Genomic DNA, 26,134 nt, shown 5'->3' with positions numbered 1-26,134 from the left:
CTCGGCGGTCCGACGATGCAGCTAGGAATCTCTCGTGGAATCTTGGAGCCAACCTTGGAGCCAACCTTGGAGCCGACCTTGGAGCCTTGGGGCACGACAGGGGTCGTTCCAGTCGGCCCGCTTTTAGCGGTTTTGATGTCCCTGCAACAGGGCAGGTTAGGGGATCGTTCCACCGTTACATTCCAATATGTCGGCCCTTTTGCAGGATTTGGCCCGGTATCCGAGCTCTTTTTGAGGCGCTTACAGCGGCCAAATACCGCTCCCCTTCCACGGCCAGGCCCTCGATGGGGAGGATTCCGCATGGCTGCGCAGCGCTCCGACGGCGCGCGCGAGGAGCGGCCTTGGATCACGGGCCTTGCCGATTTCTTAACGCCGCGCCAGGCACTGATGCGCCCCCGCCTCGGGCTGACACAATCTTTCAAACGTCAGCCTTTTCAGGCCCTAAGCTTGCGTTCGGTCCTTGCAGGCCCAACCCCCCCTCCTATATGAGGCTCACCGTCGCAATATCGCGAGTATTTGATAGTTGGGGGTTCGGTTAGGTGCGCCGTCCAGGGCCCAGCCAACCTGCCGCAACAAGAAGGATATGAGGACCATGGGAAAGGTCATTGGGATCGATCTCGGCACCACGAACTCGTGCGTCGCCGTAATGGATGGCAAGACTGCAAAAGTCATCGAGAACGCGGAAGGCATGCGCACGACGCCTTCGATCGTTGCCGTCACCGATGACGGCGAGCGCCTCGTCGGCCAGCCCGCCAAGCGCCAGGCGGTGACCAATCCCGAGCGAACGTTCTTCGCAGTGAAGCGCCTGATCGGCCGCCGCTATGACGACCCGATGGTCGAGAAGGACAAGAAGCTCGTCCCCTACAAGATCGTCAAGGCATCGAACGGCGACGCCTGGGTCGAAGCCGACGGCAAGACCTATTCGCCCTCGCAGGTCTCGGCCTTCATCCTGCAGAAGATGAAGGAGACCGCGGAAGCCCATCTCGGCCAGAAGGTCGAGCAGGCCGTCATTACCGTTCCCGCCTACTTCAACGACGCGCAGCGTCAGGCCACCAAGGACGCCGGCAAGATCGCCGGTCTCGAAGTGCTGCGCATCATCAACGAGCCGACGGCGGCAGCACTCGCCTACGGCCTCGACAAGACGAAAGCCGGCACGATTGCGGTGTACGACCTCGGCGGCGGCACCTTCGACGTCTCCATTCTTGAAATCGGCGACGGCGTGTTCGAGGTGAAGTCGACCAACGGCGACACGTTTTTGGGCGGTGAAGACTTCGACATGCGGCTCGTCAGCTATCTGGCCGATGAGTTCCAGAAGGAGCAGGGCATCAACCTGCGCAACGACAAGCTTGCCTTGCAGCGTCTGAAAGAGGCTGCCGAAAAGGCCAAGATCGAGTTGTCCTCGACCACGCAGACCGAAATCAACCTGCCCTTCATCACGGCCGACCAGACCGGGCCGAAGCATCTGACGATGAAGCTGACCCGCGCCAAGTTCGAAGCGCTGGTCGACGATCTCGTCCAGAAGACCATTGAGCCCTGCCGCAAGGCCTTGAAGGACGCAGGCCTCACCGCCGCCGAAATCGGCGAAGTGGTGCTGGTCGGCGGCATGACCCGCATGCCGAAGGTCCAGGAAGTGGTGAAGCAGCTGTTCGGCAAGGAGCCGCACAAGGGCGTCAACCCGGACGAAGTCGTCGCCATCGGCGCAGCCATTCAGGCCGGCGTGCTGCAGGGCGACGTCAAGGACGTGCTGCTGCTCGACGTGACGCCGCTTTCGCTGGGCATCGAGACGCTGGGTGGCGTGTTCACCCGCATCATCGACCGCAACACCACGATCCCGACCAAGAAGAGCCAGGTGTTCTCGACCGCCGAGGATAACCAGAACGCGGTCACCATCCGCGTCTTCCAGGGCGAGCGCGAAATGGCGGCTGACAACAAGGTGCTCGGCCAGTTCGACCTGATGGGTATCCCGCCGTCGCCGCGCGGCATGCCGCAGATCGAGGTGACGTTCGACATCGACGCCAACGGCATCGTCAACGTGTCCGCCAAGGACAAGGCGACCGGCAAGGAGCAGCAGATCCGGATTCAGGCCTCCGGCGGCCTGTCGGAAGCCGACATCCAGAAGATGGTCAAGGACGCCGAGGCCAATGCGGCCGAGGACAAGAAGCGCCGGGAGGCGGTCGACGCCAAGAACCATGCCGACGCGCTGGTGCATTCCACCGAGAAGGCGCTGGCCGAACACGGTTCGAAGGTCGAGGAAAGCGAGCGCCGCGCCATCGAGGATGCCGTCAGCGACCTGAAGGAAGCGCTGAAGGGCGACGATGCCGAGGCCATCAAGGCCAAGACCAACACCGTGGCGCAGGCTTCGATGAAGCTCGGCGAGGCCATGTACAAGCAGCAGGCCGAGGCGGACGCCAAGCGGGACGCTGCCAAGGATGACGTGGTCGACGCGGAGTTCACCGAGGTCGACGACGACAAGAACAACAAGAAGTCGGCGTAAGCGGGCTTTCGATCATGACCCTCATCCAAAAGAGCGCGCAGGCAGCGTTCGATGGGTGGGGGTCATTTTTCTTTAAGCCGAAGGCTGCATCTTTCGATTGAGCGTGCCTGCGGCATGAAGACGAATTTCGGGCGGGTTTGACTGATGTCCACCAAGCGCTGCTACTACGAAACCCTGGAAGTCGAACGGAACGCGGACGACGGTAAGCTCAAGGCGGCGTTCCGCAAGCTCGCGATGAAATGGCATCCGGACAAGAATCCGGGCGATGCCTCGAGCGAAGTCCGCTTCAAGGAAATCAACGAAGCCTACGAGGTCCTGAAGGACGGCGATAAACGCGCCGCCTATGACCGCTATGGCCATGCCGCATTCGAGCAGGGCATGGGCGGCGGCGGTCCCGGCTTCGGCGCCGGCTTCGCCTCGTCATTCTCCGATATTTTCGAAGACCTGTTCGGCATGGCCGGGCAGCGCGGGCGCGGTGGCGGACGCGAGCGCGGCGCCGACCTGCGCTACAACATGGAAATCACGCTGGAGGAAGCCTTTCTGGGCAAGACCGCGCAGATCGAGATCCCGGTCTCGGTCACTTGCGAGCCCTGCTCGGGCACCGGCGCCAAGGCCGGCACCAAGCCGAAGACCTGCTCGCACTGTGGCGGCGCGGGCCGAGTGCGCCAGGCCCAGGGCTTCTTCACGCTGGAGCGGACCTGCCCCAGCTGTCAGGGCCGCGGCCAGATGATCGAGGACGCCTGCCCGAACTGCGCTGGGTCAGGACGGGTCACGCGCGACCGGACGCTGTCGGTCAACATCCCGCAGGGCGTCGAGGACGGCACCCGCATTCGTCTGGCCGGCGAGGGCGAGGCCGGCGTCCGCGGCGGACCGCCCGGCGATCTCTATATTTTCCTGTCGCTGGCCACCCACGAGTTCTTCCAGCGCGACGGCGCAGATCTGCATTGCAGGGTTCCGATCTCGATGGTCGCAGCAGCCCTCGGCGGCGAATTCGAGGTCCCGACCATCGACAAGGGCAAGACCAAGGTCAAAGTGCCGGCCGGGACGCAGTCCGGCCGCCGTTTCCGCATTGCATCAAAAGGCATGCCGGTGCTCCGCTCGCGCCAGACCGGCGACATGTACGTCCAGGTCATGGTCGAAACGCCGCAAAATCTGACCAAGAAGCAGCAGGAATTGCTGTCCGAGTTCGAAAAGCTATCGTCCGGCGCCACGCAGCCGGAAGCGGCGGGCTTCTTCACCAAGGTCAAGGACTTCTTCGGCAACCGCGCGGGCTCCTGACCCCGCGCGAAGGCGAGCTGCGCAAAGCGCAGTTCTCGCCCGTCAGTCATGATTCATTCAGCTTGCACAGGGTCTTATCGCCGGATCGCGGGCACGTTGGCAGACCTAGCGTGTTACCGTTTGGCTTGACCATATCGCCGTCGACCTATACGTGTTTATGACTGTTTTCTGACATTCCCGCGCGTCAAGCGGGTCCCGCTGGTAGCGACATGCCTTTGCAATCGTCCGTGCGTGCGTTGAAGAAGCCTCTCCGTCTGGACGATGAGGTTCGCTTCCTTCGTTCATGGATCGAAAAGCCGCTGCACATGGGTGCGGTGATGCCGTCAGGCAAGTTGCTCGCCCGGACCATGGCGCAATATGTCAACGTCGATTCCAAGGGACCGGTGATCGAACTTGGTCCCGGGACCGGCGCGATCACCACCGCGCTGATCGAACATGGCGTCGACCAGAAGCGGCTGGTGCTGGTCGAATACAATCCCGGCTTCTGCGCGTTGCTGCGCGACCGCTATCCGCAGGCCAAGGTCGTGCAGGGCGACGCCTATGCGCTGCGCGACTCGCTCGGCGAGGTGCTGGGCGCGCCGGCCTCCGCCGTGGTCTCCGGCCTGCCGCTGGTGACAAAACCGATGCTGACGCGGCTGAAACTGATGCGCGACGCCTTCCTGGCGCTCGCGCCCGGCGCCCCCTTCGTGCAGTTCACCTATTCGGTCGCGCCGCCGATTCCGAAATCGCTGCCGGGCGTGTCCACAGAAGCCTCCGAGCGGATCTGGATGAACCTTCCGCCCGCGCGGGTCTGGGTGTATCGCAAGGGCTGATGCCACGTATTCGCGTGGCAGGATTTGCCCCGAATACGAATTCAAATATGTCCGCGCTGAAAATCCTCGTGATCCCGGGATCGCTCCGATCAGGCTCGCTCAATGCGAAGCTGGCCGCCGTTGCCGCGCATGCGCTGGCGCAGGAAGGCGCCGAAATCACCCGGATCTCGCTCGGTGATTTTCCGCTGCCGATCTATGACGGCGACCTGCAGGCCAAGTCCGGCGTGCCCAAGCACGCGGTCAATCTGAAGCGGATGATGGCGGCCCATCATGGCGTGCTGATCGTGACGCCGGAGTACAATTCCTCGGTGCCGGCGCTGGTCAAGAACACCATCGACTGGGTGAGCCGGGTGCAGGATTTGCACGAGACCCGTGGGCAGGTGTTTCGCGAGCGGGTGTTTGCGATCGCCTCCGCGTCCGGCGGGCGGCTCGGCGGCGCCCGCGCGCTTGCCGCGCTGCGGCTGATCCTGTCGGCCTGCCATGCCCAGGTAATCCCGAACCAGTTCGCGCTGTCGTTCGCCGACGACGCCTATGACGAGATGGAGCGCTTGAAGAATTCCGCTGATGCCGAGGCGCTGAAAGCGCTGGTGCGGCAGTTGATCGACATTTCCCAACGCATGATGTGAGGTGACATGCAGCCAGCCGATATCGCGCCGAAGGACCGCCTGATCGTCGCGCTCGATCTGCCCGGGGTGGCAGAGGCGGAAGCGCTGGTTGCGCGGCTCGGCGACAGCGTGAGCTTCTACAAGATCGGCTACCAGCTCGGCTATGCCGGCGGGCTGCCGCTGGTGCAGCAACTGGCGAAATCAGGCAAGAAGGTTTTCGTCGATCTCAAGCTGCACGACATCGGCAACACGGTGGCGCGCGGCGTCGAGAGCGTCGCCAAACTCGGCGCCACCTTCCTCACCGTGCACGCCTATCCGCAGACCATGAAGGCCGCGGTCGAGGCGCGCGCCGGATCGGGCCTGAAGATTCTCGCCGTCACCGTGCTGACGTCGTATGACGATGGCGACCTGCATGCCGCGGGCTATCGCCTCAACGTTTCGGATCTCGTCGAAGCGCGCGCGCAGCAGGCGCAGGTGCTCGGCGTCGACGGGCTCGTCAGCTCGCCGGAAGAGGCGGCCAGCTTACGCAAGATCGTCGGTCACCAGATGAACCTGGTGACGCCGGGCATTCGCCCGGCGGGGGCTGCGACCGGCGACCAGAAGCGCATCATGACGCCGGCGCGCGCCATCGCCGCCGGCGCGGACTATCTCGTGGTCGGACGCCCAATCACGGAAGCCGCTGACCCCAAGTCGGCGGCGGATGCCATTCAGGCGGACATCAAGCAGGCGTTGGCATAGTAGCGAAACAAAAAAACGGAGATTGAGATGGCCAAGGGATACTGGATCGCGCGCGTCGACGTGCACAATGACGAAGGCTACAAGGCCTATGCGGCGGCCAACCCGGCCATCTTCAAGAAATTCGGCGGGCGCTTCGTCGTGCGTGCGGGCAAATTCACGGCCATCGAAGGCCAAAGCCGCTCACGCAATGTGGTGATCGAATTTCCCGACTATGAGACCGCGCTGGCCTGCTACCACTCGCCGGAATACCAGGAGAACATCAAGGTGCGGCTGCCGCATTCGGTCGCCGAGCTCATCATCATCGAGGGCTATGACGGCCCGCAGCCCTGAGGGGCCGGACGAGTGGCCGGCCGTGCTTGGTTGCCGGAACAGCCTGCCCCGGCTATACCCCGTAAAGAGGTAAAGCCATGTCCGATATGCGATTGATCGTTGCGGGGGCCGGCGGCCGGATGGGCCGCGCGCTGGTGCGCGTCATTTCGGAAACGCCGGGTGCGCTGCTTTCCGGCGCGCTGGAAGCGCCGGGTTCGGAACTGCTGGGCAAGGATGCCGGCGTGCTCGCCGGCCTGCCGGAAAATGGCGTCAAACTTTCGGCCGACCTGTGGACGCTGTCGGCCAATGCCGACGGCATTCTGGATTTCACCGTCCCCGGCGCCACCATCGCCAATGTCGCAATCGCCGCCGAGCGCGGGCTGGTCCATGTCATCGGCACCACCGGTCTGTCGGCGTCGGACGATGCCGTCATCAAGAGCGTCACCTCGCGCGCGATCGTGGTGAAGTCAGGCAATATGAGCCTCGGCGTCAACCTGCTGGCGGCGCTGGTGAAGCGGGTCGCGCAATCGCTCGACCAGAGTTTCGATATCGAGATTCTCGAAATGCATCACAAGGCCAAGATCGACGCGCCGTCGGGCACGGCCTTGATGCTGGGCGAGGCCGCCGCCGCCGGCCGCGGCGTCGATCTCTATACCCATTCGGCGCGTGGCCGCGACGGCGAGACCGGAGCGCGGCGTCCCGGCGACATCGGCTTTGCCGCACTGCGCGGCGGTACTGTCACCGGCGATCACAGCGTGATCTTCGCCGGTGCCATGGAGCGGATCGAACTGACCCACCGCGCCGAGGACCGGACGATGTTTGCCCAGGGCGCCGTCAAGGCGGCACTATGGGCGCGGGGCAAGACGCCCGGCTTCTATACGATGACCGATGTGCTCGGGCTTGCCGACTTCTAGAAATCGAAAAACGGAAATCCTTTCAATGAGCGACCGACTTCTCGTGCTCGTGCGGCACGGCCAGAGCGAATGGAATCTGAAAAACCTGTTCACCGGCTGGAAGGATCCTGGTCTCACCGAACAGGGCATTGCCGAGGCCAAGGAGGCCGGCCGCAAACTAAAGGCCCAAGGACTGACGTTCGATGTTGCCTTTACCTCGGTGCTGACCCGCGCCCAGCATACGCTCGATCTGATGCTCGCCGAGATCGGGCAGACGGGATTGCCGACGACGAAGAATCTCGCGCTCAACGAACGCGACTACGGCGATCTCTCCGGCCTCAACAAGGATGACGCCCGCAAGAAATGGGGCGAGGACCAGGTGCTGGTCTGGCGCCGCTCCTACGACGTGCCGCCGCCCGGCGGCGAAAGCCTGAAGGACACGCTGGCGCGCGCGCTGCCCTATTACGTGCAGGAGATTTTGCCCGGCGTGCTGCGCGGCCAGCGCACGCTGGTCGCCGCCCATGGCAATTCGCTGCGCGCGCTGATCATGGTGCTGGAGAAGCTGACGCCCGAGCAGATTTTGAAGCGCGAGCTCGCCACCGGCGCGCCGGTGATCTATCGGCTCAATGCGGATTCGACGGTCGCGACGAAGGTTGATTTGGCGGCGTGAGATCAGAAGTAGGGTGGGCAAAGCGAAGCGTGCCCACCATTCAGTCGTCACCGGGATAGATGGTGGGCACGGCGCAAGAGCGCCTTTGCCCACCCTGCGAAGTCAATGCAGCCCGACCTGTCCCGCTTCCCAGCCGAGCATCGCCTGCTTGCGCGTGACGCCCCAGTGATAGCCGGTCAGCGCGCCGCCCTTGCCGAGCGCGCGATGGCAGGGCACCACGAACGACACCGGGTTACGGCCGACCGCGGCGCCGACGGCGCGCGACGCCTTCGGGTTTTTGATCTTGTTGGCGATGTCGGAATAGCAGACCGCGCGACCCATCGGGATTTTCAAGAGCGTCTCCCACACCCGCACCTCGAAATCGGTGCCGATCAGGACCACCCGCAACGGCTGGTCCGGCCGCCACAGGCGCGGATCGAAGATGCGTTGCGCGAGGCCGGCGGTGCCGTCGTGGTCCTCGACATAGGTCGCGTTCGGCGAGCGCCGCTTCATATCGGCGAACGCGACCGGCTCCTCGCCGGGATCGGCGAAGGCAAGCCCCGCCAGCCCGCGCTCGCTGGCGATCACGATCGCGGTGCCGAAGGGGCAAGCATGGAAACCGTAGCGCAGCGTCATGCCGGCGCCGCCGTTCTTCCATTCGCCCGGCGACATCGCTTCATGGGTGACGAACAAATCATGCAGCCGGCCCGGGCCCGACAGGCCTGAGTCGAGTGCGGCATCGAGCACACTGGCGGAATCGCGCAGCAGGCCCTTGGCGTGATCCAGCGTCAGCGCCTGCATGAACGCCTTTGGCGTCAGCGAAGCCCAGCGGCGGAACAGGTGGTGCAATTCATCCGGCGTCACCGCGGCGGCGTCCGCCATCGCCTCGATGGTCGGTTGCGCGCGCCAGTGCTCCGAGATGAAGGCGATGGCGCGGCGCACCGAGTCGTAATCGCGCAGCGCGGCGTTCTGGGGGCCCGACTTGGTCAGGCGCTGTTCTTGTATGGCTGTGATCATCATGGGGTCTGATTTAGGGCTCATGCGCGGTCCAAACCACCCGATTTCCGACAAGCCAAATTAGCGTTTTCGAGCGAAGCATGCCCTCGGACTTGATCCGGGGGTGGGAACCGGTTCGCAAGCTTGCGCAGATTGCGTAGACTTATCTGCGGTAGAAAACGCGTCAAAAAAGAAAGCCTTACGCGACCGGATTATATGTGATGCCGCGCTTGGCGGTCTGCAACGCCGCCAGTAAGGCTTTGGCAAAGCTCGCTTTTTCGTCCGGTCCCAGAAAATGGCCGATCGAGACCCGGCGGCCGCGGGAGACCAGATAAAGGTGCTCGATGCCGAATTCGGGGTCGCCGGTCTGTTCAAGCTGCACCCAGAGCGGATTGAACGACCATTCGATCAGACGGCCGCGATGGCTGACCCGCCGCACGCGCAATTCCGAGGGCGTTACCACGATATCCTCGGTGGCGTCAGCGCTGCGAAAATTGATCCTGAACGCCCAGTAGATGACAAGCACGTCGAGGCCGAAAAAGCCGAGCACCGGCCAGGCACCCATCAGCAAGAAGGCGATGCCGGCGACAAAGCTCACCGTGCCGATGAATGCCATCAGCACCAAAAAGCCGGTTCGGTTGAGCGAGCGATGCGGCGTCACCCGCGCCGAAAACAGTGTCGGCTGGTCGAGCGCCGGATCAAAGTCGTTGCCTGCGGTCATCGCGTATCAGTATATCCCGATCATGGCCAAAATCATCCGCTCACCCAGCGCAAAAAAATCGGGCATTCCGTTGGTGCCGAAGAAACCGGCAAAGCAGGTCGCCAAGAACGCCGTCAAGAAAGCCGTCACGTCTTCGCCCAAGCCGCCGGCGAAGAAGTCCCTGAAGCCGAAGCCTCTCAAGCCGAAACCCTGGACAGCGGCCGAGGTCCACGAGGCATTCAGTCGGTTTCGCAAAGCCAATCCGGAGCCGAAGGGCGAGCTCGAACATCTCAATCCCTATACGCTGCTGGTGGCGGTGGTGCTGTCGGCCCAGGCAACGGATGCCGGTGTCAATAAGGCGACGCGCGCGCTGTTTGCGGTCGCCGATACGCCGCAAAAGATGCTTGAGCTCGGCGAAGAGAAAGTGCGCGAGTACATCAAGACCATCGGGCTCTATCGCAACAAGGCCAAGAACGTCATCGCGCTGTCCGAAAAGCTGATTGCCGAGTTCGGCGGCGAGGTGCCGCGTACGCGGGCTGAGATCGAGACGCTGCCCGGCGCCGGGCGCAAGACCGCCAATGTCGTGCTCAACATGGCCTATGGCGAACACACCATGGCGGTGGATACCCATGTGTTCCGCGTCGGCAACCGCACGGGGCTGGCGCCCGGCAACACGCCGCTCGAGGTCGAGCTCGGGCTGGAAAAGGTGATCCCGTCCGAGTTCATGCTGCACGCCCATCACTGGCTGATCCTGCACGGGCGCTACACGTGTCTCGCGCGCAAGCCGCGCTGCGAGGTATGTCTGATCAACGATCTTTGCCGGTGGCCGGAAAAGACGGTCTGAGGCATGATCCTTTTCATATCCTGAGGGTCTTATTCGGCTCGCGGGAACGTGATTGAGGGGATTGCCGTGAGCGAACAGGATCAAGCGAGTCCGCCACCCGCAAGTCAGGCCCCATCGCCGCCGCTAGCGCCGGGTCCGAAGCCGCCGCCGGCGACAGGCGGCTTCTGGGGCCGCTTCACGATTCCATTGTTCGCGGTGCTGACGGCGTTTGCCTTTATCACGGCGGCGACGCTGCACTGGGATGCCTGGGTTGGCAGCGCCAAGATCCAGACCACCAACGACGCCTATATTCGTGCCGAGCTCACGCGGTTGAGCAGCCGGGTCGCCGGCGAGGTGATTACGGTCGCAGTGAAGGATTTCCAGCGCGTCAAGGCCGGCGATTTGCTGGTGCAGATCGACCCGGCCGACTACGCGGCCCAGGTCGCGCAGGCCGAGGCCAGCGTCGCCGCCGCGCAGGCAGCCCTCGACAATCTGAGCAATCAGGTCGAACTGCAATACGCGACGATCGCACAGGCCGAAGCACAGCTCGTATCCGCGGCGGCCCAGGAGGTCGAGGCGCGTCAGGAACAGGAGCGTCAGCAGTCGTTGTCGCAATCCGAGTCCGGAACGCGCCAAAGGCTTGAACAGGCGACCGCGGGGTTTGCCAAGGCGCAGGCCGACGTGCGTGCGAGCCGCGCCGTCATCGCCGCGCAACGTCACCAGCTCGAAGTGCTGTCGGGCACCAAGAAGCAGCGGGCAGCAGACCTCGAGGGCGCCAAGGCGACGCTGGCCGCGGCCAAGCTCAAGCTCGGCTACACCAAGATCGTAGCGCCGTTCGACGGCGTCACCGGCGAGCGGCAGGTGCAGCCGGGCGATTACGTCAATATCGGCACCAACCTCATCAATGTCGTGCCGCTGCCGAACGTCTATGTGATCGCCAATTACAAGGAGACGCAGTTGACGCGGGTCAAACCCGGACAACCGGTCGAGATCGCCATCGATAGTTTCCCGAACGAAAGACTACATGGTCGCGTCGAGCGGATTGCGCCGGCGAGCGGTTCGCAATTCGCGCTGCTGCCGCCGGACAATGCCACCGGCAATTTCACTAAGGTCGTTCAGCGGGTCCCGGTTCGGATCCAGTTCGACAAGAACCAGCCGCTGCTGGAACGCCTGCTGCCCGGTATGTCCGTCTTCACCCATATCAATACCGGCGAGGCGGGTACGGATGGCGGAAAATGACCGAGATCGCGGACCGATTTCGCGCGGCGGGATCGCGCCGCAGCCGCTGTTTGCGGTCGGCGCGGTGCTGCTCGGCGCGTTTCTGGCGAACTTCGACAGCCGGCTGACGACGGTAGGCTTGCCTGATCTGCGCGGCGCATTTTCGCTCGGCTTCGACGAGGGCGCCTGGCTCTCCACCGCGGGCATCGGCTCGCAGATATTCGTCGCACCGGCGGTGGCGTGGCTTGCGACCGTATTCGGGATGCGCCGCGTGCTCGGCATTCCGGCTCTGGTCTATTCCCTGATCTCGCTGCTGATCCCGTTCGTGCACAATTACCCTACGCTGATCACGCTTAGCATCGTGCATGGCATGCTGCTCGGCACCTTCGTGCCGGCGACACTGATGATCATCTTGCGCAATTTGCCGATCAAATGGTGGCTGCCGGCGATCGCGATCTATTCGATCAGGGTGGGATTCGCGCTCGACAGCTCTACCTCGCTGGTCGGCTTCTATGTCGATCATCTGGGATGGCAGTGGCTGTATTGGCAGGGCGTGGTGATAGCGCCGCTGATGGGCCTGATGGTCTATCTCGGTACGCCCAATGAGCCGATCAACCGTGACCTGCTGAGGCACGCCGACTGGGGCGGGATGCTGCTGCTCGGGGCCTCCGTCTCGATGATCTATGCCGGTCTCGATCAAGGCAATCGTCTGGACTGGCTGGAGTCGGGTACGGTGATGGCGCTGTTGCTCGCCGGCGGCGCGCTGCTCATCGCCTTTCTGATCAACGAGACGCTGGTTCACCAGCCCTGGGCCCACGTCAATGTGCTGTTCTCGCGCAATGTCGGGCTCTCGCTGGTCGCCATCCTGCTGTACACCCTGACAAGCCTCTCCAACTCGTCGCTGGTACCGAATTTCCTAAGCGTTGTTGGCCTGATGCGGCCCGAACAAAGCGGCGTGCTGCTCCTGACTTTTGGCGCCTTGCCCATGGTGGGGCTGGTGCCGTTCTCGATCATCCTGCTTCGGCATTTCGATGCACGCGCCGTGGTGGTCCTCGGCTTTTCGGCGTTCGCTGCCGCCAATCTGTGGGGAACGCAACTGACCCATGACTGGGCGCGCGGCGATTTCGCCGGCATCGTGATGCTGCAGTCGATCGGGCAGTCGCTCACGCTGTTGCCGATCATCATCCTCGCGCTGTCCAATGTGGATCCAACCCGCGCGACGGCATTCGCCGCCTATATCCAGATCATGCGGCTCGGCGGGGCTGAGATCGGCGTCGCGCTGATGGGCACATGGCTGCGCGTGCGCGAGCAGATCCATTCCAATTATCTGGGATTGCACGTCCAAAGCGGCGGCTTCGACGTGACGCGCCTGCTCAGTCAGCTCGGGGACTATTTTGCCAGCCACGGCGCGGGCGCCGCCCCGGCGCGGGCACTGGGGACATTGTCGGCGCGGGTCCAGCGCGAAGCCAACGTGCTAGCCTATATCGATGGATTTTGGCTGTGCTTCTCGCTGGCGATGGCGGCGCTGTTCTGCGTCGCCCTGATCACCCGCGCGCCACCCGGCCCCTTCACGCCGGCACCGTTCGGTTTCGCGAAAAATGTGCTGCGGAAGTGCGGGGTGGCCGTGTCGTAGTGGGTGACGCCGATCAACGCACCGACAACGCCTGCCGCCGCGCTGGCTCGATTGCGACATCAAAGGGCTGCATTCAAATTATAGTGAATGCCGAAAGCCGTTCGATCGCGGCAGTCGATGAAATATTCGCATGATCGCGCGGTTCTCACATGTTGGAGCACCGAAGGCGGGGACAGCGATATGAACCACACGGCCGCGCTGGTTTCGCTGGCGACTTCGATTCCGCCATATCAATTCCATCAGAAGCAAATCCTCCAGGCCGCGCACGACCTGCTCGCGGATCGTTACCCGCAGTTCGAGACGCTTTCGAGCCTGTTTGCCAATACCGGCATCCGCCATCGCTATGGGGTCAAACCCATCGAATGGTATCTCGAACGGCGCGGCTGGCCGGAGCGGACACAGGCTTTCCTTGAAGGCGCGGAATCCCTGTTCGTCGACGTCGCGCGCAAGGCCATCGCGCGTGCCGATCTCTCGGCTGGCGATATCGACACCGTCGTCACGGTATGTTCGACCGGCATCGCGACGCCGACGCTGGAGGCGCGCGTCGCCGGCAAGCTCGGCTTGCGTACTGACGTGTCGCGCGTGCCGGTTTTCGGTCTGGGGTGCGCCGGTGGCGTGTCGGGACTGTCGATCGCGTCGCGCCTGGCGCAGGCGCGGCCCGGTACAAACGTGCTGCTGGTCGCGCTCGAACTCTGCACGCTTGCGGTGCGCCACGATGAATTGACCAAGGCCAATATCGTCGCCGCCAGCCTGTTCGGCGACGGTGCGGCGGCCATTATTCTTCGCGCCGGTGACGGCGGCGCGACCCGGATCGAGGCGACAGGCGAAAAGCTGTGGCCCGACACGCTCGACATCATGGGCTGGAGCGTCGATCCCGAAGGATTCGGCGTTATCTTCCAGCGCACGATTCCCGATTTCGTTGCCGAACATTTCGGTCCCGCTGTGATCGAAATGCTCTCCCGGATGAAACTTTCTGCCGGCGATGTCGATCGCTTCATCTGTCATCCCGGCGGGACGAAAGTGATTGCCGCGCTCGAGCGCGCGCTATCGCTGGATCAGGGTACGCTCGATCACGAGCGCGAGGTCATCGCCGACTACGGCAACATGTCGGCGCCGACCGTTCTTTTCGTGCTGGAACTTGCCATTGAGCGAGGGTTGCCGGCGCGCTCGCTGCTGACCGCGCTCGGTCCCGGCTTCACCGCAAGCTGCGTCGCGTTGCGGCACGCCGCGTGAGCCTGGCGTCAACCATTCTCCTGCTGGTCACGCTGCAGCGATTGGGTGAACTCGTTCTGTCTCGCTACAACACAAGTCGGCTGCTGGCGCGCGGTGCGGTCGAGGTCGGCGCCAATCACTATCCGCTGGTGGTGTCGGTCCATGCGGCGTGGCTGATCGCCCTGTGGATCTGGGGCCGCGATCAGGACGTCATTCTCCCGGCGCTTGCGGGCTTCATTGTGCTGCAGGGCTTGCGGCTGTGGATCCTTGCCACGCTGGGACCGCGATGGACCACGCGCATCATCGTGCTGCCAGGTGAGCCGCTGGTTGTGTCGGGGCCCTACAGATATCTTGCGCATCCCAACTATGCGGTCGTCGTCGGAGAGATCGCGCTGCTTCCGCTTGCGCTGCATCTACCCCTGTTGGCGCTGATTTTTACCGTGCTCAACGCCGCGGTGCTCGCAATTCGGATTCGTATCGAAGCCCACGCGCTTTCCTCGACCGGCGGCCGGCTCGCACGCCGAGCCCAATGAGTAATCGGCAGGAGCCCCCGTCCGGCGCCCCGGTCGTCACGCCTTCGATCGGAACCTGGGCCGCCTTCCTACTGATGTGCCTTGGCATGTTCATGGCGATCCTCGACATTCAGGTGGTGGCGACGTCGTTGCCGGCTATCCAGCACGCGCTTGCGATTTCCCCCGATGCGATGAGCTGGGTCCAGACCGCCTATCTGATCGCGGAGGTGGTCGCGATTCCCCTGACCGGCCTGTTCACGCGCGTCCTGACCTTGCGGTGGCTGGTCGCCTCAGCGGTGGCGCTCTTTACCCTTGCATCGATCGGCTGCGCCTACAGTGGTGGCTTTGCCGTGCTGCTTGTATTCCGCGTGCTGCAGGGATTTGCCGGCGGCGTGCTGATCCCTGCGGTCTTCACCGCGGTATTCCTGCTGTTTCCACACAGGCTTCACGCCGTCGCCACCACGATCGGTGGGGTCGTCGCGGTGCTGGCGCCGACGGTTGGTCCGGTGGTCGGTGGCTGGATCACGGAGACGTGGTCATGGCCATGGCTTTTCCTGATCAACGTCATCCCCGGGCTGGTCGTGACCTCGGTAACGCCGTTCCTGCTGCCGCGCCAGGATACGGATTTCGCTGAGCTTGCGAAACTGGACAGCGGCTCGCTCGTGCTGCTGGCCGCGGCCCTGGTGGCCCTTGAGATCGGGTTGAAGGAAGCGCCTCATCATGGGTGGTTGTCACCAACCTGCATGGCCTTGCTGGCGGGAAGCGCGGTCGGCCTGGGCACTTTTGTTCATCGCAGCCTGGGCGCCGGGCATCCGGTGGTGCGGCTTGTTACACTGCGGCGGCGTTCGTTTGCGGTCGGCTGCGCGTTGAGCTTTTGTCTTGGCGTCGGTCTGTTCGGCTCGGTCTATCTGATGCCGGTCTTCCTCGCCTTCGTGCGTCGTCACGATGCCTTCGAGATCGGCACCATCATGCTGGTGACCGGCATCGCGCAACTCATTGCCGCCCCCATCGCCGCAATCCTGGAAAGCCGGATCGGCGCGCGGGCGCTTACCGGTGCCGGTTTCGCCCTGTTCGCGCTGGGGCTCGGCTTGAGTGCCTTTCAGCCGCGCACCGCCGATTTCGACGAGATGTTCTGGCCGCAGATCGTCCGCGGTGTCGCAATCATGTTTTGTTTGTTGCCGCCGACGCGCATCGCCCTGGGCGCGCTGCCCGAAAGTGAAGTCGCCGACGCCAGCGGGCTGTTCAACCTGATGCGAAATCTCGGCGGCGCCATCGGCATCGCGCTGATCGACACGATCCTGTATGGCCGCGTCGCAATGTATGCCGAGGATTTTCGCGTCCGCCTGCTGGCGGGAGACGTCAGCGCGGCGAAGGCGATCGGACTCGATCCGGCGCTGCTCGCCAACCGGCCGCCGGGTCCGCCCGACGCCGCCGCCGTCGCGTTCGTGCGGCCGATGGTCGAGAAGGCATCGCTGGCGCTCTGTGTCAACGAAGCCTGGTTGATGCTCGCCTGCGTGGCGATTGCGGGTGTGCTGCTGGTTCCGTTTGCGCGCGACAGGGTGGATCCAAAAGATAGTTAGATGGTGGGAACGCCGGTCCGCCGCGCCGGCTCGATCAGCTCGGGCCGCGGACCCGACAGCCGCTTGTGCATGTGGACCATGAAGGCCATGCCGAACACCGGCGTCGCCAGGTTGACGATCGGGATCGAGACGAAGGCCGCGATGAACAGGCCCGCGGTGAACACGGTGGCGGCATTATCCTTGCGCATCGCCTTGGCTTCCGCGGGCGAGCGGAAGCGCATCGCCGCGAGTTGGAAATATTCGCGGCCGAGCAGCCAGGCGGTGGCGATGAAGAAGATCAGAAAGCCCGCGCCTGCGAACAGCACGAATGGCAGCGCGATCAGATAGACCAGGATCGTCAGCAGCGCCGTCTTGATGCCCTCGGGGATCGCGACGCCGAGCGGCAGCGCGTCGCCGGGTCGCTCCGCCGGATAATGCTCGCGCTCGACATGCTCGGCGACGTCGTCGACGAATACGCTCGCAATCAGCGAGGTGACCGCCGGCATCAGGAAAATGCCGCCGAGCACGACACCGAGCCCGGCCGCGATCGAGATGATCCAGGCAAGGATGTTGAGCGTCGTGTGGAAGCCCGGCCCCAGCATCGCCTCGGCCCAGACTTCGCCTGACACGGCAAACCAGCTCAACAGCCGCTGCAAGCCGATGGCCAGCACCGTGATCAGCACCAGCGCCAACCCGATCGAGCGCCACAGGATGGTGCGCATCGGCGGCGACAGGATCTGCGAAATCGCCTTGACGGCGGCGTCCAACATGGCGGTTCTGCCTCTTGTGAAAAAGCCCTCGCGAGAGGTAGATACCGCCAAGGGTTTCGACAAGGGTTTCGACAAGGGCTTCGACAAGCGCCTGCCGGCCCCCCGGGGAAACAAGACTGCCGCCAAAAAAAGAGGTTGCCATGACCCGCGTTCAGGAACTCTATCCCGACAGCAAAATCATCCTGCGCGAGGTCGGCCTGCGCGACGGCCTCCAGCTCGTGAAGGCATTTCCGTCCACGGAAGCCAAGCAGCGCTGGATCCGCGACGAGTATGCCGCGGGCGTGCGGCACTTCGAGGTCGGCTCGTTCCTGCCGGCAAAGAACTTTCCGCAATTCGCCGACGTGCGCGGCATCATCGGGACCGTGGCCTCGCTGCCCGGCGCCTACGGCATCGCGCTGACGCTGAACGAGCGCGGGGTCAACGAGGCGCTGGCTTCCGGCGTCGCCGAGGTGGCGACGGTGGTCTCGGCCACGGAAGAGCACAGCCAGGCCAATGCCAACCGCTCGCGCGAGTCGGCGATTGCCAACGTCAGGCGGCTCTGCGAACTGCGCGACGCCAGCGCGCACAAACCGGTGGTGAACTCCGCGATCTCGATGGCGCTGGGCTGCTCGATCGTGGGGGCCGTGAATCCTGCGGAAGTCTTGCTGCTGACGGAAAAGCTGTTCGAGGCCGGCGTCGACATGGTCGCGATTGCCGACACCGTCGGTTATGCCGGGCCGAAGCAGGTCGGCGAATTGACCGCGGCTGCCGTGAAGATCGCAGGCTCAAAGCCGATCTGCATTCACCTGCACGATACAAGGGGCATGGGCATCGCTAACGCCTCCGCGGCGCTCGATGCCGGCGCTCGGGTGCTCGACGGGTCGCTCGGCGGCCTCGGCGGCTGCCCGTTCGCACCGGGCGCGACCGGGAACGTGGTGTTCGAGGACCTCGTGTTTCTCTGCGAGAGCAAGGGATTCAAGACGGGCATCGATATCGAGAAACTGATCGCGGTGCGCTCGATATTGAAATCGGAGATGCCCGGCGAGGCGCTGTATGGCGGACTGGCGCGCGCAGGCTTGCCGGGCGGGAGCGCGAAGGCAGCGTGATTTCTCTCCGTCATGGCCGGGCTTATCCCGGCCATCCACGTTCTTGATACAGAAGCAAAGTCGTGGATGCCCGGGACAAGCCCGGGCATGACGACCTTAATTACAATCTCGTCATCCGCAGCCGCAACGCGTTGCCGACGACGCTCACCGACGACAGCGCCATCGCGGCCGCAGCGATGATCGGCGACAGCAGTACCCCGAACGCAGGATAGAGGATGCCCGCGGCGATCGGGATGCCGGCGGCGTTGTAGATGAAGGCGAAGAACAGGTTCTGCCGGATGTTGCTCATGGTCGCCTGCGAGAGCCGGCGCGCACGGACGATGCCGACCAGATCCCCCTTCAACAGCGTGACTCCAGCGCTTTCCATCGCGACGTCGGTGCCAGTTCCCATGGCGATGCCGACTTCGGCGGCCGCGAGCGCCGGCGCGTCGTTGACGCCGTCGCCGGCCATCGCGACGATCCGTCCGGCCTTCTGCAGTTTTGCGACGACCGCGCTCTTCTGATCGGGCAGCACCTCCGCTTCGACGTCGGCAATTCCAAGGCTGCGCGCGACGGCGTTCGCCGTGGTCCGGTTGTCGCCCGTGAGCATGATGACCTTGATGCCTTCGGCCGCCAATGCCTTCAGCGCAGCCGGCGTTGACGCCTTCACGGGATCGGCAATGGCGAATAGCCCTGCGAGCTTGCCGTCGATCGCAATGTTGATGACGGTTGCGCCGTCCCCGCGCAGACGCTCGCCCTCGTCGTTCAGGGATCGGGCCTCGATGCCGAGCGACTGCAGGAAATTCGTGTTGCCGAGAACGACGGTCCTCCCGTCGACCTTGCCAGTGGCGCCTTTGCCGGTCGGCGAGTCGAACTCTTCCACCTTGCCGAGATCGAGATTGCGCTCCTTGGCCGATCGCACGATGGCGTCGGCCAGCGGGTGTTCGCTCGCCCGCTCGACGGTCGCAGCCAGCCGCAGAATTTCAGTCTCCGCGAATCCCGAGGCCGGAACGATTGCAACCACCTTCGGCTTGCCCTCGGTCAGCGTGCCCGTCTTGTCGACCACCAGCGTGTCGACCTTCTCCATGCGCTCCAGCGCTTCGGCGTTCTTGATCAGCACGCCGGCCTGCGCGCCGCGCCCGACGCCCACCATGATCGACATCGGCGTGGCAAGGCCGAGCGCACAGGGGCAGGCGATGATGAGGACGCTGACGGCCGCGACCAGGCCGAATGCCATGCGCGGTTCGGGTCCAAACCAGGCCCAGGCGCCAAACGCGATCAGCGCGACGACGATAACGATCGGCACGAACCAGCCGGAAACCTGATCGGCCAGCCGCTGGATCGGCGCCCGCGAGCGCTGCGCGTCCGCCACCATCTTGACGATCTGGGACAGCAGCGTGTCGCGCCCGACCTTGTCGGCGCGCATCACGAATCCGCCGGATTGATTGAGCGTGCCCGCAATGACCTTGCTGCCGGGCTCCTTGGTGACGGGCATGGATTCGCCGGTCACCAGCGATTCATCGAGCGAGGAACGGCCTTCGAGGATGACGCCGTCGACCGGCACCTTTTCGCCCGGCCGCACCCGCAGATGATCGCCGACGACCAGCGCGTCGATTTCCACCTCGTGATCGGCGCCATCGTCGCCGATCCGGCGCGCGGTTTTCGGTGCGAGCTGGAGCAGGGCCTTGATCGCGCCTGAGGTCGCCTCGCGCGCGCGAAGCTCGAGCACCTGGCCGAGCAGCACGAGCACGGTGATGACGGCGGCCGCTTCGAAATAGACCGCAACCGCACCGCCATGGCCGCGGAAGGTGGCCGGGAAGCTCCCGGGCGCGACGGTGCCGATGACGCTGTAGACATAGGCTACGCCGGTGCCCATCGCGATCAGCGTGAACATGTTGAGATTGCGCGTGACGAGCGATTGCCAGCCGCGCACGAAGAATGGCCAGCCGGACCACAGCACGACGGGCGTCGCGAAAGCGAACTGGATCCAGTTCGACAGCGTCTGATCGATCCAGCCATGGCCGCCGACGAGATGGCCACCCATTTCGAGGACGACCGCCGGCAGTGCGAGCACAAAGCCGACCCAGAAGCGGCGCGTCATGTCGGCGAGTTCCGGATTGGGCGGCGCATCGAGGCTCGCAACCTCCGGCTCCAGCGCCATGCCGCAGATCGGGCAGCTTCCGGGGCCGACCTGGCGGATCTCCGGATGCATCGGGCAGGTGTAGATCGCGCCTTCCGGCACCGCGGCTTTCGGCTTGCTGTCCTTTTCCAGATAGGAGACGGGGTCGGCGGCGAATTTGGTGCGGCAGCCGGCCGAGCAGAAATGAAAGGTCTCGCCGCGATAGTCGAAGCGATGCTTGCTGGTCGCGGGGTCGACGCTCATCCCGCAGACGGGATCGCGAACGGTTGCAGCGGCGTGGTCGGAATGGCTGTGACTGGCGTGGTCTTGCCCTGCGTGGCTGTGGCCGCCGCAGCAGGCACCCTTTGGCGCGCCGTTTCGGTCGGCGTTTTCATTCTTGTTCATCACTCGCTCCGGCGCTTGTAACCTATACCCTGTAGGGGTATATAGGCCCCATGCGAAAAGACATCAAGGCATCCTGTCAAAAACGTCTCAGCCGGATCGAGGGTCAGGTCCGCGGCCTCTCAAAAATGGTCGACGAGGACCGTTACTGCATCGACATCGTCACCCAGATCTCGGCGGTGCGGGCCGCGCTGCGACGCGTCGAAGAAGAGGTTTTGAAGGATCACGTGTCGCATTGCGTCGAACACGCGATCACCAGCGGCAACAAGGCGGATCAGCGCGAGAAAATCGCCGAGCTGATGGCCGTGATCGGCCGCTCCGACAGGTAGCATCGGCGGCATTTCATGTTGACGCGTCAACGAGGTTCAGTGGATCGGCTTGTCTCCGATCCGTGACCGGAATGATGGCGATGTCCGAAAAGATGCATCAACGGACATGCAAGCAGCAGCAAATAGGGCAGCGCGGCAAGGGCGTGACCCGTATGCGTCGCCAGCAAGTAGACGCCAAGTGCGGCCACCACAAGCGTTACAGCCAACCCCGACCTGGAGCCGAGAAAACCATTGAGCGCATGCATGGGCTTTTCCAATTATCGGTTTGCGCTCACCTGAATACCTTGCGGCGCTCGAGCTGATTTGAGCCAGATCAAGTGACGGACCATTCGACCTTCAGTCCACGCGTCGCGAGCCGCGACAGGAACGGGCCGGGATTGATCACCTGCTCGGGCATCCAGGCGCCGGGCTCCTTGATTTCTCCCTCGATCAGCGCACGCGCCACGCCAGCGGCTCCCGCGGCGGCGGCGTCTGCCTGAGTTTGACCGAACAACGTTGCATGCCGCGAATTCTGGCCGCGCCTGACATCGACGCGGAGCGCGAAAGGCGCGCCCTTGTCCGAAGGCGCTGCCTTGCGCTGCCGCACGATGGCACGGCGGATCGCTCTGCTCGCGAGGAGGTGCGAGATGCCGGTGTGTGCAACGACGGACAGTGCCTTCGATAGCCACCCGGGTTCGATCGCCAGCCTGGTGACGGCCGTCCTGACGCCCAGGGTGCTGGGATAAAGAACCTGATCCGAAAACGGAAACAGGTATGAGAGCCGGGCGCCAGCCGGCGGGGGGTATTCGACCAGACGGGGCGCGCTGAACGCGCCTACCGTGTGGTCCTTCCCGTCCACGTGGATATCGAAGGGCATCTCCAGTTCCTGGAGAAAATAGTCGAACGACGCGGGGCCGCTGACATCTCCAGCATTCAGCAGCAGCGACGTCTCGATCTCATCGACACCGCCGAGCGTATCGGCGAGCGCTCGCACGATGACATTCGAGATGCCGGGCACGAGTCCGTGCCCAGCACCAGCCGGGCTCCGGATGCGCGTGCGGCGGCATCAATCGTTTTATACCCGGCGCGGCGCCCAAGTTCGGTCAGGTGCGGCGTTATGTCGGTATACCGCAGCCCGCGCTCGATCGCGGTCCGGAGCAATGGTCGGCCCGGCTGATCGATGCAACTCACCACGACGGCAACACCCTCCAGCGCTGCGGCAATTGATGACGGCACGGTGACGTCGATGCTTCGTCCACGCGCGCCATGACCGATCGCGGCTGCGGCCTCGCCGGCCAGCGCCTGACGGCGGCCTGCGACAAGGACGCGGCCCGGATAGTCCGGCCCGAGCTCGGCCGCGATGCGCCGCCCAACGACGCCGTAACCGCCGGCAATCAGAATATCCCGATTATGCAAGCCGCGACTCCATCAGGTTTCGGGCCGTCCAGATCATCCGATGAAGTCCCACTTGAAAGTGCATTGCCTCGCGCCGTCCGCGATCCGATGCCCGGGGCCGTCGCGCGTGAAGATGACCTGATCCGGGAGATACGAATTGAAGGCGGCATTATCGATCTGGCAGATGACCGGCGTGAGTTCAGGGACTCCCATCGCGGTCGTGAGTTCGTGATAGAGGCACCGCGTGATCCTGATTTCAAATCGCCGCTCCGTCCGCTCCACTACTTCCAGGGTGTTCCAGCGTGTGGGCCCGCTCTGATTGACGACGATCTCTTCATCGCAGAGGTTCTGGAACGTGCGCTCTTCCTCCGTGGCGCGATAGGCGAAATTCCACTGCGCAATACCCCCGGTCAGGATCGCAACGCGCATGATCTCAAACGCCGGCTTCTGGCCGAGCTTCTCCTTCAAATTGATGTAGACCCACAGCAGCAGCGCAGACATGTCGACCAATTCGGCGGGAAAGCGCGGATCAATGGTTTTCCGGAACCGGTTGACCGTTAGTTTGCACTTCACGAGGAATAGCCAAGGGAAGCGGACCTTGCCGCGTAGCAAATGCAGCAAAATCGGCGTGGTAATCTTCCGCAGATCGAAATGAGCAGGGGGGTTGGTTGTTCGCGGCTTTACGGAGCCAACCTCGGTAAGCGCCATGTTGCCCTCCTCCGAACGAAGCGCAGGAATTTGCGGCTCAGAAAGCTATCTCGGGCGGGAGGCGGGCAGTTTGATCCAGATCAGCCGTCAGTCGTGGTGATGGCCGTGCTTGCGCACTTTCGGCTTCTTGTCGGATGCCGTCGGGATCATCACCACGCGGCCGTAGCGCACACCGCGCTCGGCGATGATGTGATCGGCAAAATGTTTCACCTCGCCACTGGCGCCCTTCAGCGCGGTAACTTCCATGCAGGAGTCATCGTCGAGATGGACATGCAGCGTCGCCAGCGACAGATCGTGGTGGCCGTGGAAATTCTGTATCAGCCGTTTCGACAGATCGCGCGCGGCATGATCGTAGACATAAACCAGCGCGGCGACGCATTGGCCTGAAGGCGTGGCATCTTCAGCGCCCTGCTGCAGCCCGGCGCGGGCGAGATCGCGGATGATCTCGGAGCGGTTCTGATAGCCGCGCACTTCCGCCGCCGCGTCGATCTCGGCGAGCAGGTCGTCTTCGATGGTGATGGTGATCCGTTGCATCCCAAATTTCCGTCCTGGCCTGGTATGACATTTCTATTGTATCATCATACCGGGCTTGCTAGCGTGATACCGGGCTAAGTTGAACTGATGCGGTCGCGCGGCGACTGTAGCAATTATCGTGCGAGGGCATGGCATTGCGTAAGGCTGTTTGGCGGATATTTTCCGCCGCCGCATCGCTGATTGTCATGGCGCCACCAGCGGACGCTCAGAGCGACGCGGCCGCCACGCCCAGCCATCTTCCCGCTGTGACGGTGAATCCTCCCGAGGCGCGGCCGCGCAGTCGGCCCAAGCCGCCGCGGCGTCTGCAGACCGCGCGAAATCCATCCGCGGTTCAGCCGAGCGCGCCGGTCCCACCGCAGGCCAGTGGCGGCGTGACGTCGGGATCTGCGACGGCAGGGCCGGCATACATGCAACCTACCGCGGCCAGCGCCATGACCATCAGCGGCGCTGAGGTGAACGCCCGGCCTTTCTCGCGCCCCGGCGAGGCGTTGGAGGCGGTGCCGGGGCTGATCGTCACCCAGCATTCCGGCGAAGGCAAAGCCAACCAGTATTTTCTGCGTGGCTTCAACCTCGACCACGGCACCGACCTCGCCATCAAGGTCGACGGCATGCCCGTCAACATGCCGACCCATGGCCACGGGCAGGGCTATGCCGATATCAATTTCATGATCCCGGAGCTGATCCAGTCGGTCAATGTCCGAAAGGGGCCGTACTTCGCCGACGTCGGCGACTTCGGCTCCGCCGGATCGGTCGCAATCGAATACGTCAGCAAGTTGCCAAAGAATATCGCCGAGCTGACGTTCGGCAGCTTTGGCTACCGCCGCGCGCTGGCGGCGGGATCGACGGCCGTGGGCGCGGGCACATTGCTCGCCGCCTTCGAAGGCGTTGCGTCCAATGGTCCGTGGGACGTGCCTGACAATGTGCGCAAGCTGAATGGCGTGCTGCGCTACAGCCAGGGCACCGCCACTGACGGGTTCACGCTGTCGGCGATGGCCTATTCCAACGGCTGGAATTCGACCGACCAGGTGGCGCAGCGCGCGATCGACCAGGGACTGATCGGCCGGTTCGGCTCGCTCGATGCAACCGATGGCGGCGTCTCGAGCCGGTTCTCGCTGTCGAGCAACTGGGCGCAATCGAGCGAACACGGGCAGAGCAAGATCAACGCCTATGTGATCAACTCGTCGCTGCGGCTCTACAACAATTTCACCTGTTTTCTCGACGATCCCGTCAATGGCGATCAGTTCAGCCAGATGGACCGGCGCACGGTCTATGGACTCAATGCCAGCCACGCCTTCGATGTGCGCGTCGGCGGCATTGAAACCCAGACCCGCGTCGGGCTGCAGACACGTGGCGACGACATCCGTGTCGGGTTGTTCAAGACCTTCCAGCGCGAGACGCTCTCGACTGTGCGCGAAGACAGCGTGCGGGAAGGCAATGTCGGCCTCTGGGCCGACACGACGGCGCGCTGGACCGACTGGCTGCGCACCACGGTCGGCATCCGCGAGGATTATTTTGCGGGGAGGGTCTTGAGCGACACGCCGCAGAATTCGGGAAACGCACAGGCGTCGATGACGAGTCCCAAGGCCGGAATCGTGCTGGGGCCCTGGTACAAGACCGAATTCTACGGCAATGCCGGCTACGGCCTGCACTCCAACGATATCCGGGGCGCGACGATCACCGTCGATCCGATCGACAAGGTGACGCCGCAGGATCGCGTGCCGCTGCTGGTTCGCTCGAAGGGCGCCGAGCTCGGCATTCGCACCAGGGCGGTCGAAGGCCTCACCAGTTCGCTCGCACTGTTCGTGCTGGATTTCGATTCCGAATTGCTGTTCGTCGGCGACATAGGCACGACCGAAGCCAGCCGGCCGAGCCGGCGCGTCGGCGTCGAGTGGACCAACCAGTACCAGGTGCTGCCGTGGATGCGGCTCGATCTCGATGTCGCCTATACCCGCGCCCGCTTCACCGATTTCGATCCGGCCGGCAACTTCATTCCGGGCGCGCCGGCGTGGGTGGCGAGCGGCGGCGTGACGTTCGGCGGTGACAGCGGCTGGTTCGGCGCGCTGCGGGGGCGCTATTTCGGTCCGCGTCCCCTGATCGAGGACGACAGTGTTCGTTCGCAGGCGTCGCTGATCTTCAATGCGCGGGCGGGTTACAAATTCGACAACGGCCTGCGGTTGCAGCTCGACGTGCTCAATCTCTTCAACGCGCGGACCAACCAGATCGAGTACTACTATCTGTCGCGGTTGCCGGGCGAGCCGATCGGCGGCATCGCCGACCGCCATGTGCATCCGGCCGAGCCGCTGGCGGTGCGGCTGACGCTGGCGGGAAGGTTTTAGCTTGTAGGGTGGGCAAAGGCGCGCAGCGACGTGCCCACCATCTATCCGGGTTGTTGGCGTGAAATGG

26 protein-coding genes are annotated in these 26,134 nt (G+C 63.9%); 17 read left to right on the top strand and 9 right to left on the bottom strand.

Annotation, left to right across the window (positions count from 1 at the left end; translation table 11 throughout):
* The first annotated feature begins 592 nt into the window (after window positions 1-592).
* The 8 genes from dnaK (at window position 593) to ACVWVY_RS06055 (ending at window position 7,799) form a co-directional block, all read left to right on the top strand.
* Window positions 593-2,494 (top strand): molecular chaperone DnaK, encoded by a 1,902-nt coding sequence (gene dnaK, locus ACVWVY_RS06090; protein WP_456625526.1) that lies wholly within the window; start codon window positions 593-595, stop codon window positions 2,492-2,494.
* Between the two features lie 144 nt (window positions 2,495-2,638).
* A complete protein-coding gene (gene dnaJ, locus ACVWVY_RS06085; protein ID WP_456625525.1) occupies window positions 2,639-3,772 on the top strand; it encodes a molecular chaperone DnaJ in 1,134 nt (377 codons plus the stop codon).
* A 209-nt stretch (window positions 3,773-3,981) separates the two neighbouring features.
* Window positions 3,982-4,584: a class I SAM-dependent methyltransferase gene (locus tag ACVWVY_RS06080; RefSeq protein ID WP_456625524.1), complete on the top strand. Its 603-nt coding sequence runs from the start codon at window positions 3,982-3,984 to the stop codon at window positions 4,582-4,584.
* A gap of 47 nt (window positions 4,585-4,631) precedes the next feature.
* Window positions 4,632-5,210 (top strand): NADPH-dependent FMN reductase, encoded by a 579-nt coding sequence (locus ACVWVY_RS06075; protein ID WP_456625523.1) that lies wholly within the window; start codon window positions 4,632-4,634, stop codon window positions 5,208-5,210.
* Window positions 5,211-5,216: 6 nt separating this feature from the next.
* Window positions 5,217-5,927, top strand: coding sequence for an orotidine-5'-phosphate decarboxylase (pyrF, locus tag ACVWVY_RS06070; protein WP_456625522.1), 711 nt, complete (start codon window positions 5,217-5,219; stop codon window positions 5,925-5,927).
* Between the two features lie 27 nt (window positions 5,928-5,954).
* A complete protein-coding gene (locus ACVWVY_RS06065) occupies window positions 5,955-6,257 on the top strand; it encodes a DUF1330 domain-containing protein (RefSeq protein ID WP_456625521.1) in 303 nt (100 codons plus the stop codon).
* Between the two features lie 77 nt (window positions 6,258-6,334).
* A complete protein-coding gene (dapB, locus tag ACVWVY_RS06060; protein ID WP_456625520.1) occupies window positions 6,335-7,150 on the top strand; it encodes a 4-hydroxy-tetrahydrodipicolinate reductase in 816 nt (271 codons plus the stop codon).
* Window positions 7,151-7,175: 25 nt separating this feature from the next.
* Entirely contained in the window at window positions 7,176-7,799 is a 624-nt protein-coding gene (locus ACVWVY_RS06055) for a 2,3-bisphosphoglycerate-dependent phosphoglycerate mutase (protein WP_456625519.1), read from the top strand.
* 102 nt (window positions 7,800-7,901) lie between these two features.
* Here the strand turns inward: ACVWVY_RS06055 and ACVWVY_RS06050 are convergent, their stop codons facing one another.
* Window positions 7,902-8,798 carry a methylated-DNA--[protein]-cysteine S-methyltransferase gene (locus tag ACVWVY_RS06050; protein WP_456632116.1) on the bottom strand — a complete coding sequence of 299 codons (897 nt, stop codon included), beginning with the start codon at window positions 8,796-8,798 and terminating at the stop codon, window positions 7,902-7,904.
* Between the two features lie 175 nt (window positions 8,799-8,973).
* Entirely contained in the window at window positions 8,974-9,495 is a 522-nt protein-coding gene (locus tag ACVWVY_RS06045) for a DUF2244 domain-containing protein (RefSeq protein WP_456625518.1), read from the bottom strand.
* Window positions 9,496-9,517: 22 nt separating this feature from the next.
* Here ACVWVY_RS06045 and nth point away from each other — a divergent pair, with 22 nt between their 5' ends.
* The 6 genes from nth (at window position 9,518) to ACVWVY_RS06015 (ending at window position 16,452) form a co-directional block, all read left to right on the top strand.
* Window positions 9,518-10,318 carry an endonuclease III gene (gene nth / locus ACVWVY_RS06040; RefSeq protein WP_456632115.1) on the top strand — a complete coding sequence of 267 codons (801 nt, stop codon included), beginning with the start codon at window positions 9,518-9,520 and terminating at the stop codon, window positions 10,316-10,318.
* A gap of 66 nt (window positions 10,319-10,384) precedes the next feature.
* The gene (locus ACVWVY_RS06035) at window positions 10,385-11,536 is read left to right on the top strand and encodes an HlyD family secretion protein (RefSeq protein ID WP_456625517.1); all 1,152 of its coding nucleotides are present in this window, start codon (window positions 10,385-10,387) and stop codon (window positions 11,534-11,536) included.
* Window positions 11,523-13,148: an MFS transporter gene (locus tag ACVWVY_RS06030; RefSeq protein WP_456625516.1), complete on the top strand. Its 1,626-nt coding sequence runs from the start codon at window positions 11,523-11,525 to the stop codon at window positions 13,146-13,148. Before ACVWVY_RS06035 ends, ACVWVY_RS06030 begins: the two co-directional genes overlap by 14 nt.
* A gap of 180 nt (window positions 13,149-13,328) precedes the next feature.
* Window positions 13,329-14,381, top strand: a complete 1,053-nt coding sequence (locus tag ACVWVY_RS06025) for a type III polyketide synthase (RefSeq protein ID WP_456625515.1) — start codon at window positions 13,329-13,331, stop codon at window positions 14,379-14,381.
* Window positions 14,378-14,893: an isoprenylcysteine carboxyl methyltransferase family protein gene (locus ACVWVY_RS06020; protein WP_456625514.1), complete on the top strand. Its 516-nt coding sequence runs from the start codon at window positions 14,378-14,380 to the stop codon at window positions 14,891-14,893. The genes ACVWVY_RS06025 and ACVWVY_RS06020 overlap by 4 nt, the downstream gene beginning before the upstream one ends.
* Window positions 14,890-16,452 carry a DHA2 family efflux MFS transporter permease subunit gene (locus ACVWVY_RS06015; protein ID WP_456625513.1) on the top strand — a complete coding sequence of 521 codons (1,563 nt, stop codon included), beginning with the start codon at window positions 14,890-14,892 and terminating at the stop codon, window positions 16,450-16,452. Before ACVWVY_RS06020 ends, ACVWVY_RS06015 begins: the two co-directional genes overlap by 4 nt.
* Here the strand turns inward: ACVWVY_RS06015 and ACVWVY_RS06010 are convergent.
* Complete coding sequence (locus tag ACVWVY_RS06010; protein WP_456625512.1) at window positions 16,449-17,201, bottom strand: sulfate transporter family protein; 753 nt, start codon at window positions 17,199-17,201, stop codon at window positions 16,449-16,451. The genes ACVWVY_RS06015 and ACVWVY_RS06010 overlap by 4 nt on opposite strands.
* 140 nt (window positions 17,202-17,341) lie before the next feature.
* Here ACVWVY_RS06010 and ACVWVY_RS06005 point away from each other — a divergent pair, with 140 nt between their 5' ends.
* On the top strand, window positions 17,342-18,286 hold the full coding sequence (locus ACVWVY_RS06005; RefSeq protein WP_456625511.1) for a hydroxymethylglutaryl-CoA lyase: 945 nt from the start codon (window positions 17,342-17,344) through the stop codon (window positions 18,284-18,286).
* A gap of 100 nt (window positions 18,287-18,386) precedes the next feature.
* Here the strand turns inward: ACVWVY_RS06005 and ACVWVY_RS06000 are convergent, their stop codons facing one another.
* On the bottom strand, window positions 18,387-20,789 hold the full coding sequence (locus tag ACVWVY_RS06000; RefSeq protein WP_456625510.1) for a heavy metal translocating P-type ATPase: 2,403 nt from the start codon (window positions 20,787-20,789) through the stop codon (window positions 18,387-18,389).
* Between the two features lie 50 nt (window positions 20,790-20,839).
* Between ACVWVY_RS06000 and ACVWVY_RS05995 the strand changes: the two genes are divergently transcribed.
* Window positions 20,840-21,115: a metal-sensitive transcriptional regulator gene (locus tag ACVWVY_RS05995; RefSeq protein ID WP_426530364.1), complete on the top strand. Its 276-nt coding sequence runs from the start codon at window positions 20,840-20,842 to the stop codon at window positions 21,113-21,115.
* Window positions 21,116-21,141: 26 nt separating this feature from the next.
* Here ACVWVY_RS05995 and ACVWVY_RS05990 read toward each other — a convergent pair whose 3' ends face one another.
* From ACVWVY_RS05990 to nikR, 5 genes are all read right to left on the bottom strand, one after another.
* Window positions 21,142-21,360, bottom strand: coding sequence for a DUF2933 domain-containing protein (locus tag ACVWVY_RS05990; protein ID WP_456625509.1), 219 nt, complete (start codon window positions 21,358-21,360; stop codon window positions 21,142-21,144).
* 68 nt (window positions 21,361-21,428) lie between these two features.
* Entirely contained in the window at window positions 21,429-22,112 is a 684-nt protein-coding gene (locus ACVWVY_RS05985; RefSeq protein ID WP_456625508.1) for a hypothetical protein, read from the bottom strand.
* A complete protein-coding gene (locus tag ACVWVY_RS05980) occupies window positions 22,028-22,510 on the bottom strand; it encodes a saccharopine dehydrogenase NADP-binding domain-containing protein (RefSeq protein ID WP_456625507.1) in 483 nt (160 codons plus the stop codon). The genes ACVWVY_RS05985 and ACVWVY_RS05980 overlap by 85 nt, the downstream gene beginning before the upstream one ends.
* Before the next feature lie 33 nt (window positions 22,511-22,543).
* The gene (locus ACVWVY_RS05975) at window positions 22,544-23,197 is read right to left on the bottom strand and encodes an L-2-amino-thiazoline-4-carboxylic acid hydrolase (protein WP_456625506.1); all 654 of its coding nucleotides are present in this window, start codon (window positions 23,195-23,197) and stop codon (window positions 22,544-22,546) included.
* Between the two features lie 87 nt (window positions 23,198-23,284).
* Entirely contained in the window at window positions 23,285-23,731 is a 447-nt protein-coding gene (nikR, locus tag ACVWVY_RS05970) for a nickel-responsive transcriptional regulator NikR (protein ID WP_456625505.1), read from the bottom strand.
* Window positions 23,732-23,916: 185 nt separating this feature from the next.
* Here nikR and ACVWVY_RS05965 point away from each other — a divergent pair, with 185 nt between their 5' ends.
* Window positions 23,917-26,067, top strand: a complete 2,151-nt coding sequence (locus tag ACVWVY_RS05965) for a TonB-dependent receptor (RefSeq protein ID WP_456632114.1) — start codon at window positions 23,917-23,919, stop codon at window positions 26,065-26,067.
* Window positions 26,068-26,134 lie beyond the last annotated feature (67 nt).

The sequence above is a fragment of the Bradyrhizobium sp. URHC0002 genome, from assembly GCF_054059515.1.
Note: the sequence above shows the minus strand (reverse complement) of the source record. Positions and strands in the feature narration are given on the sequence as shown.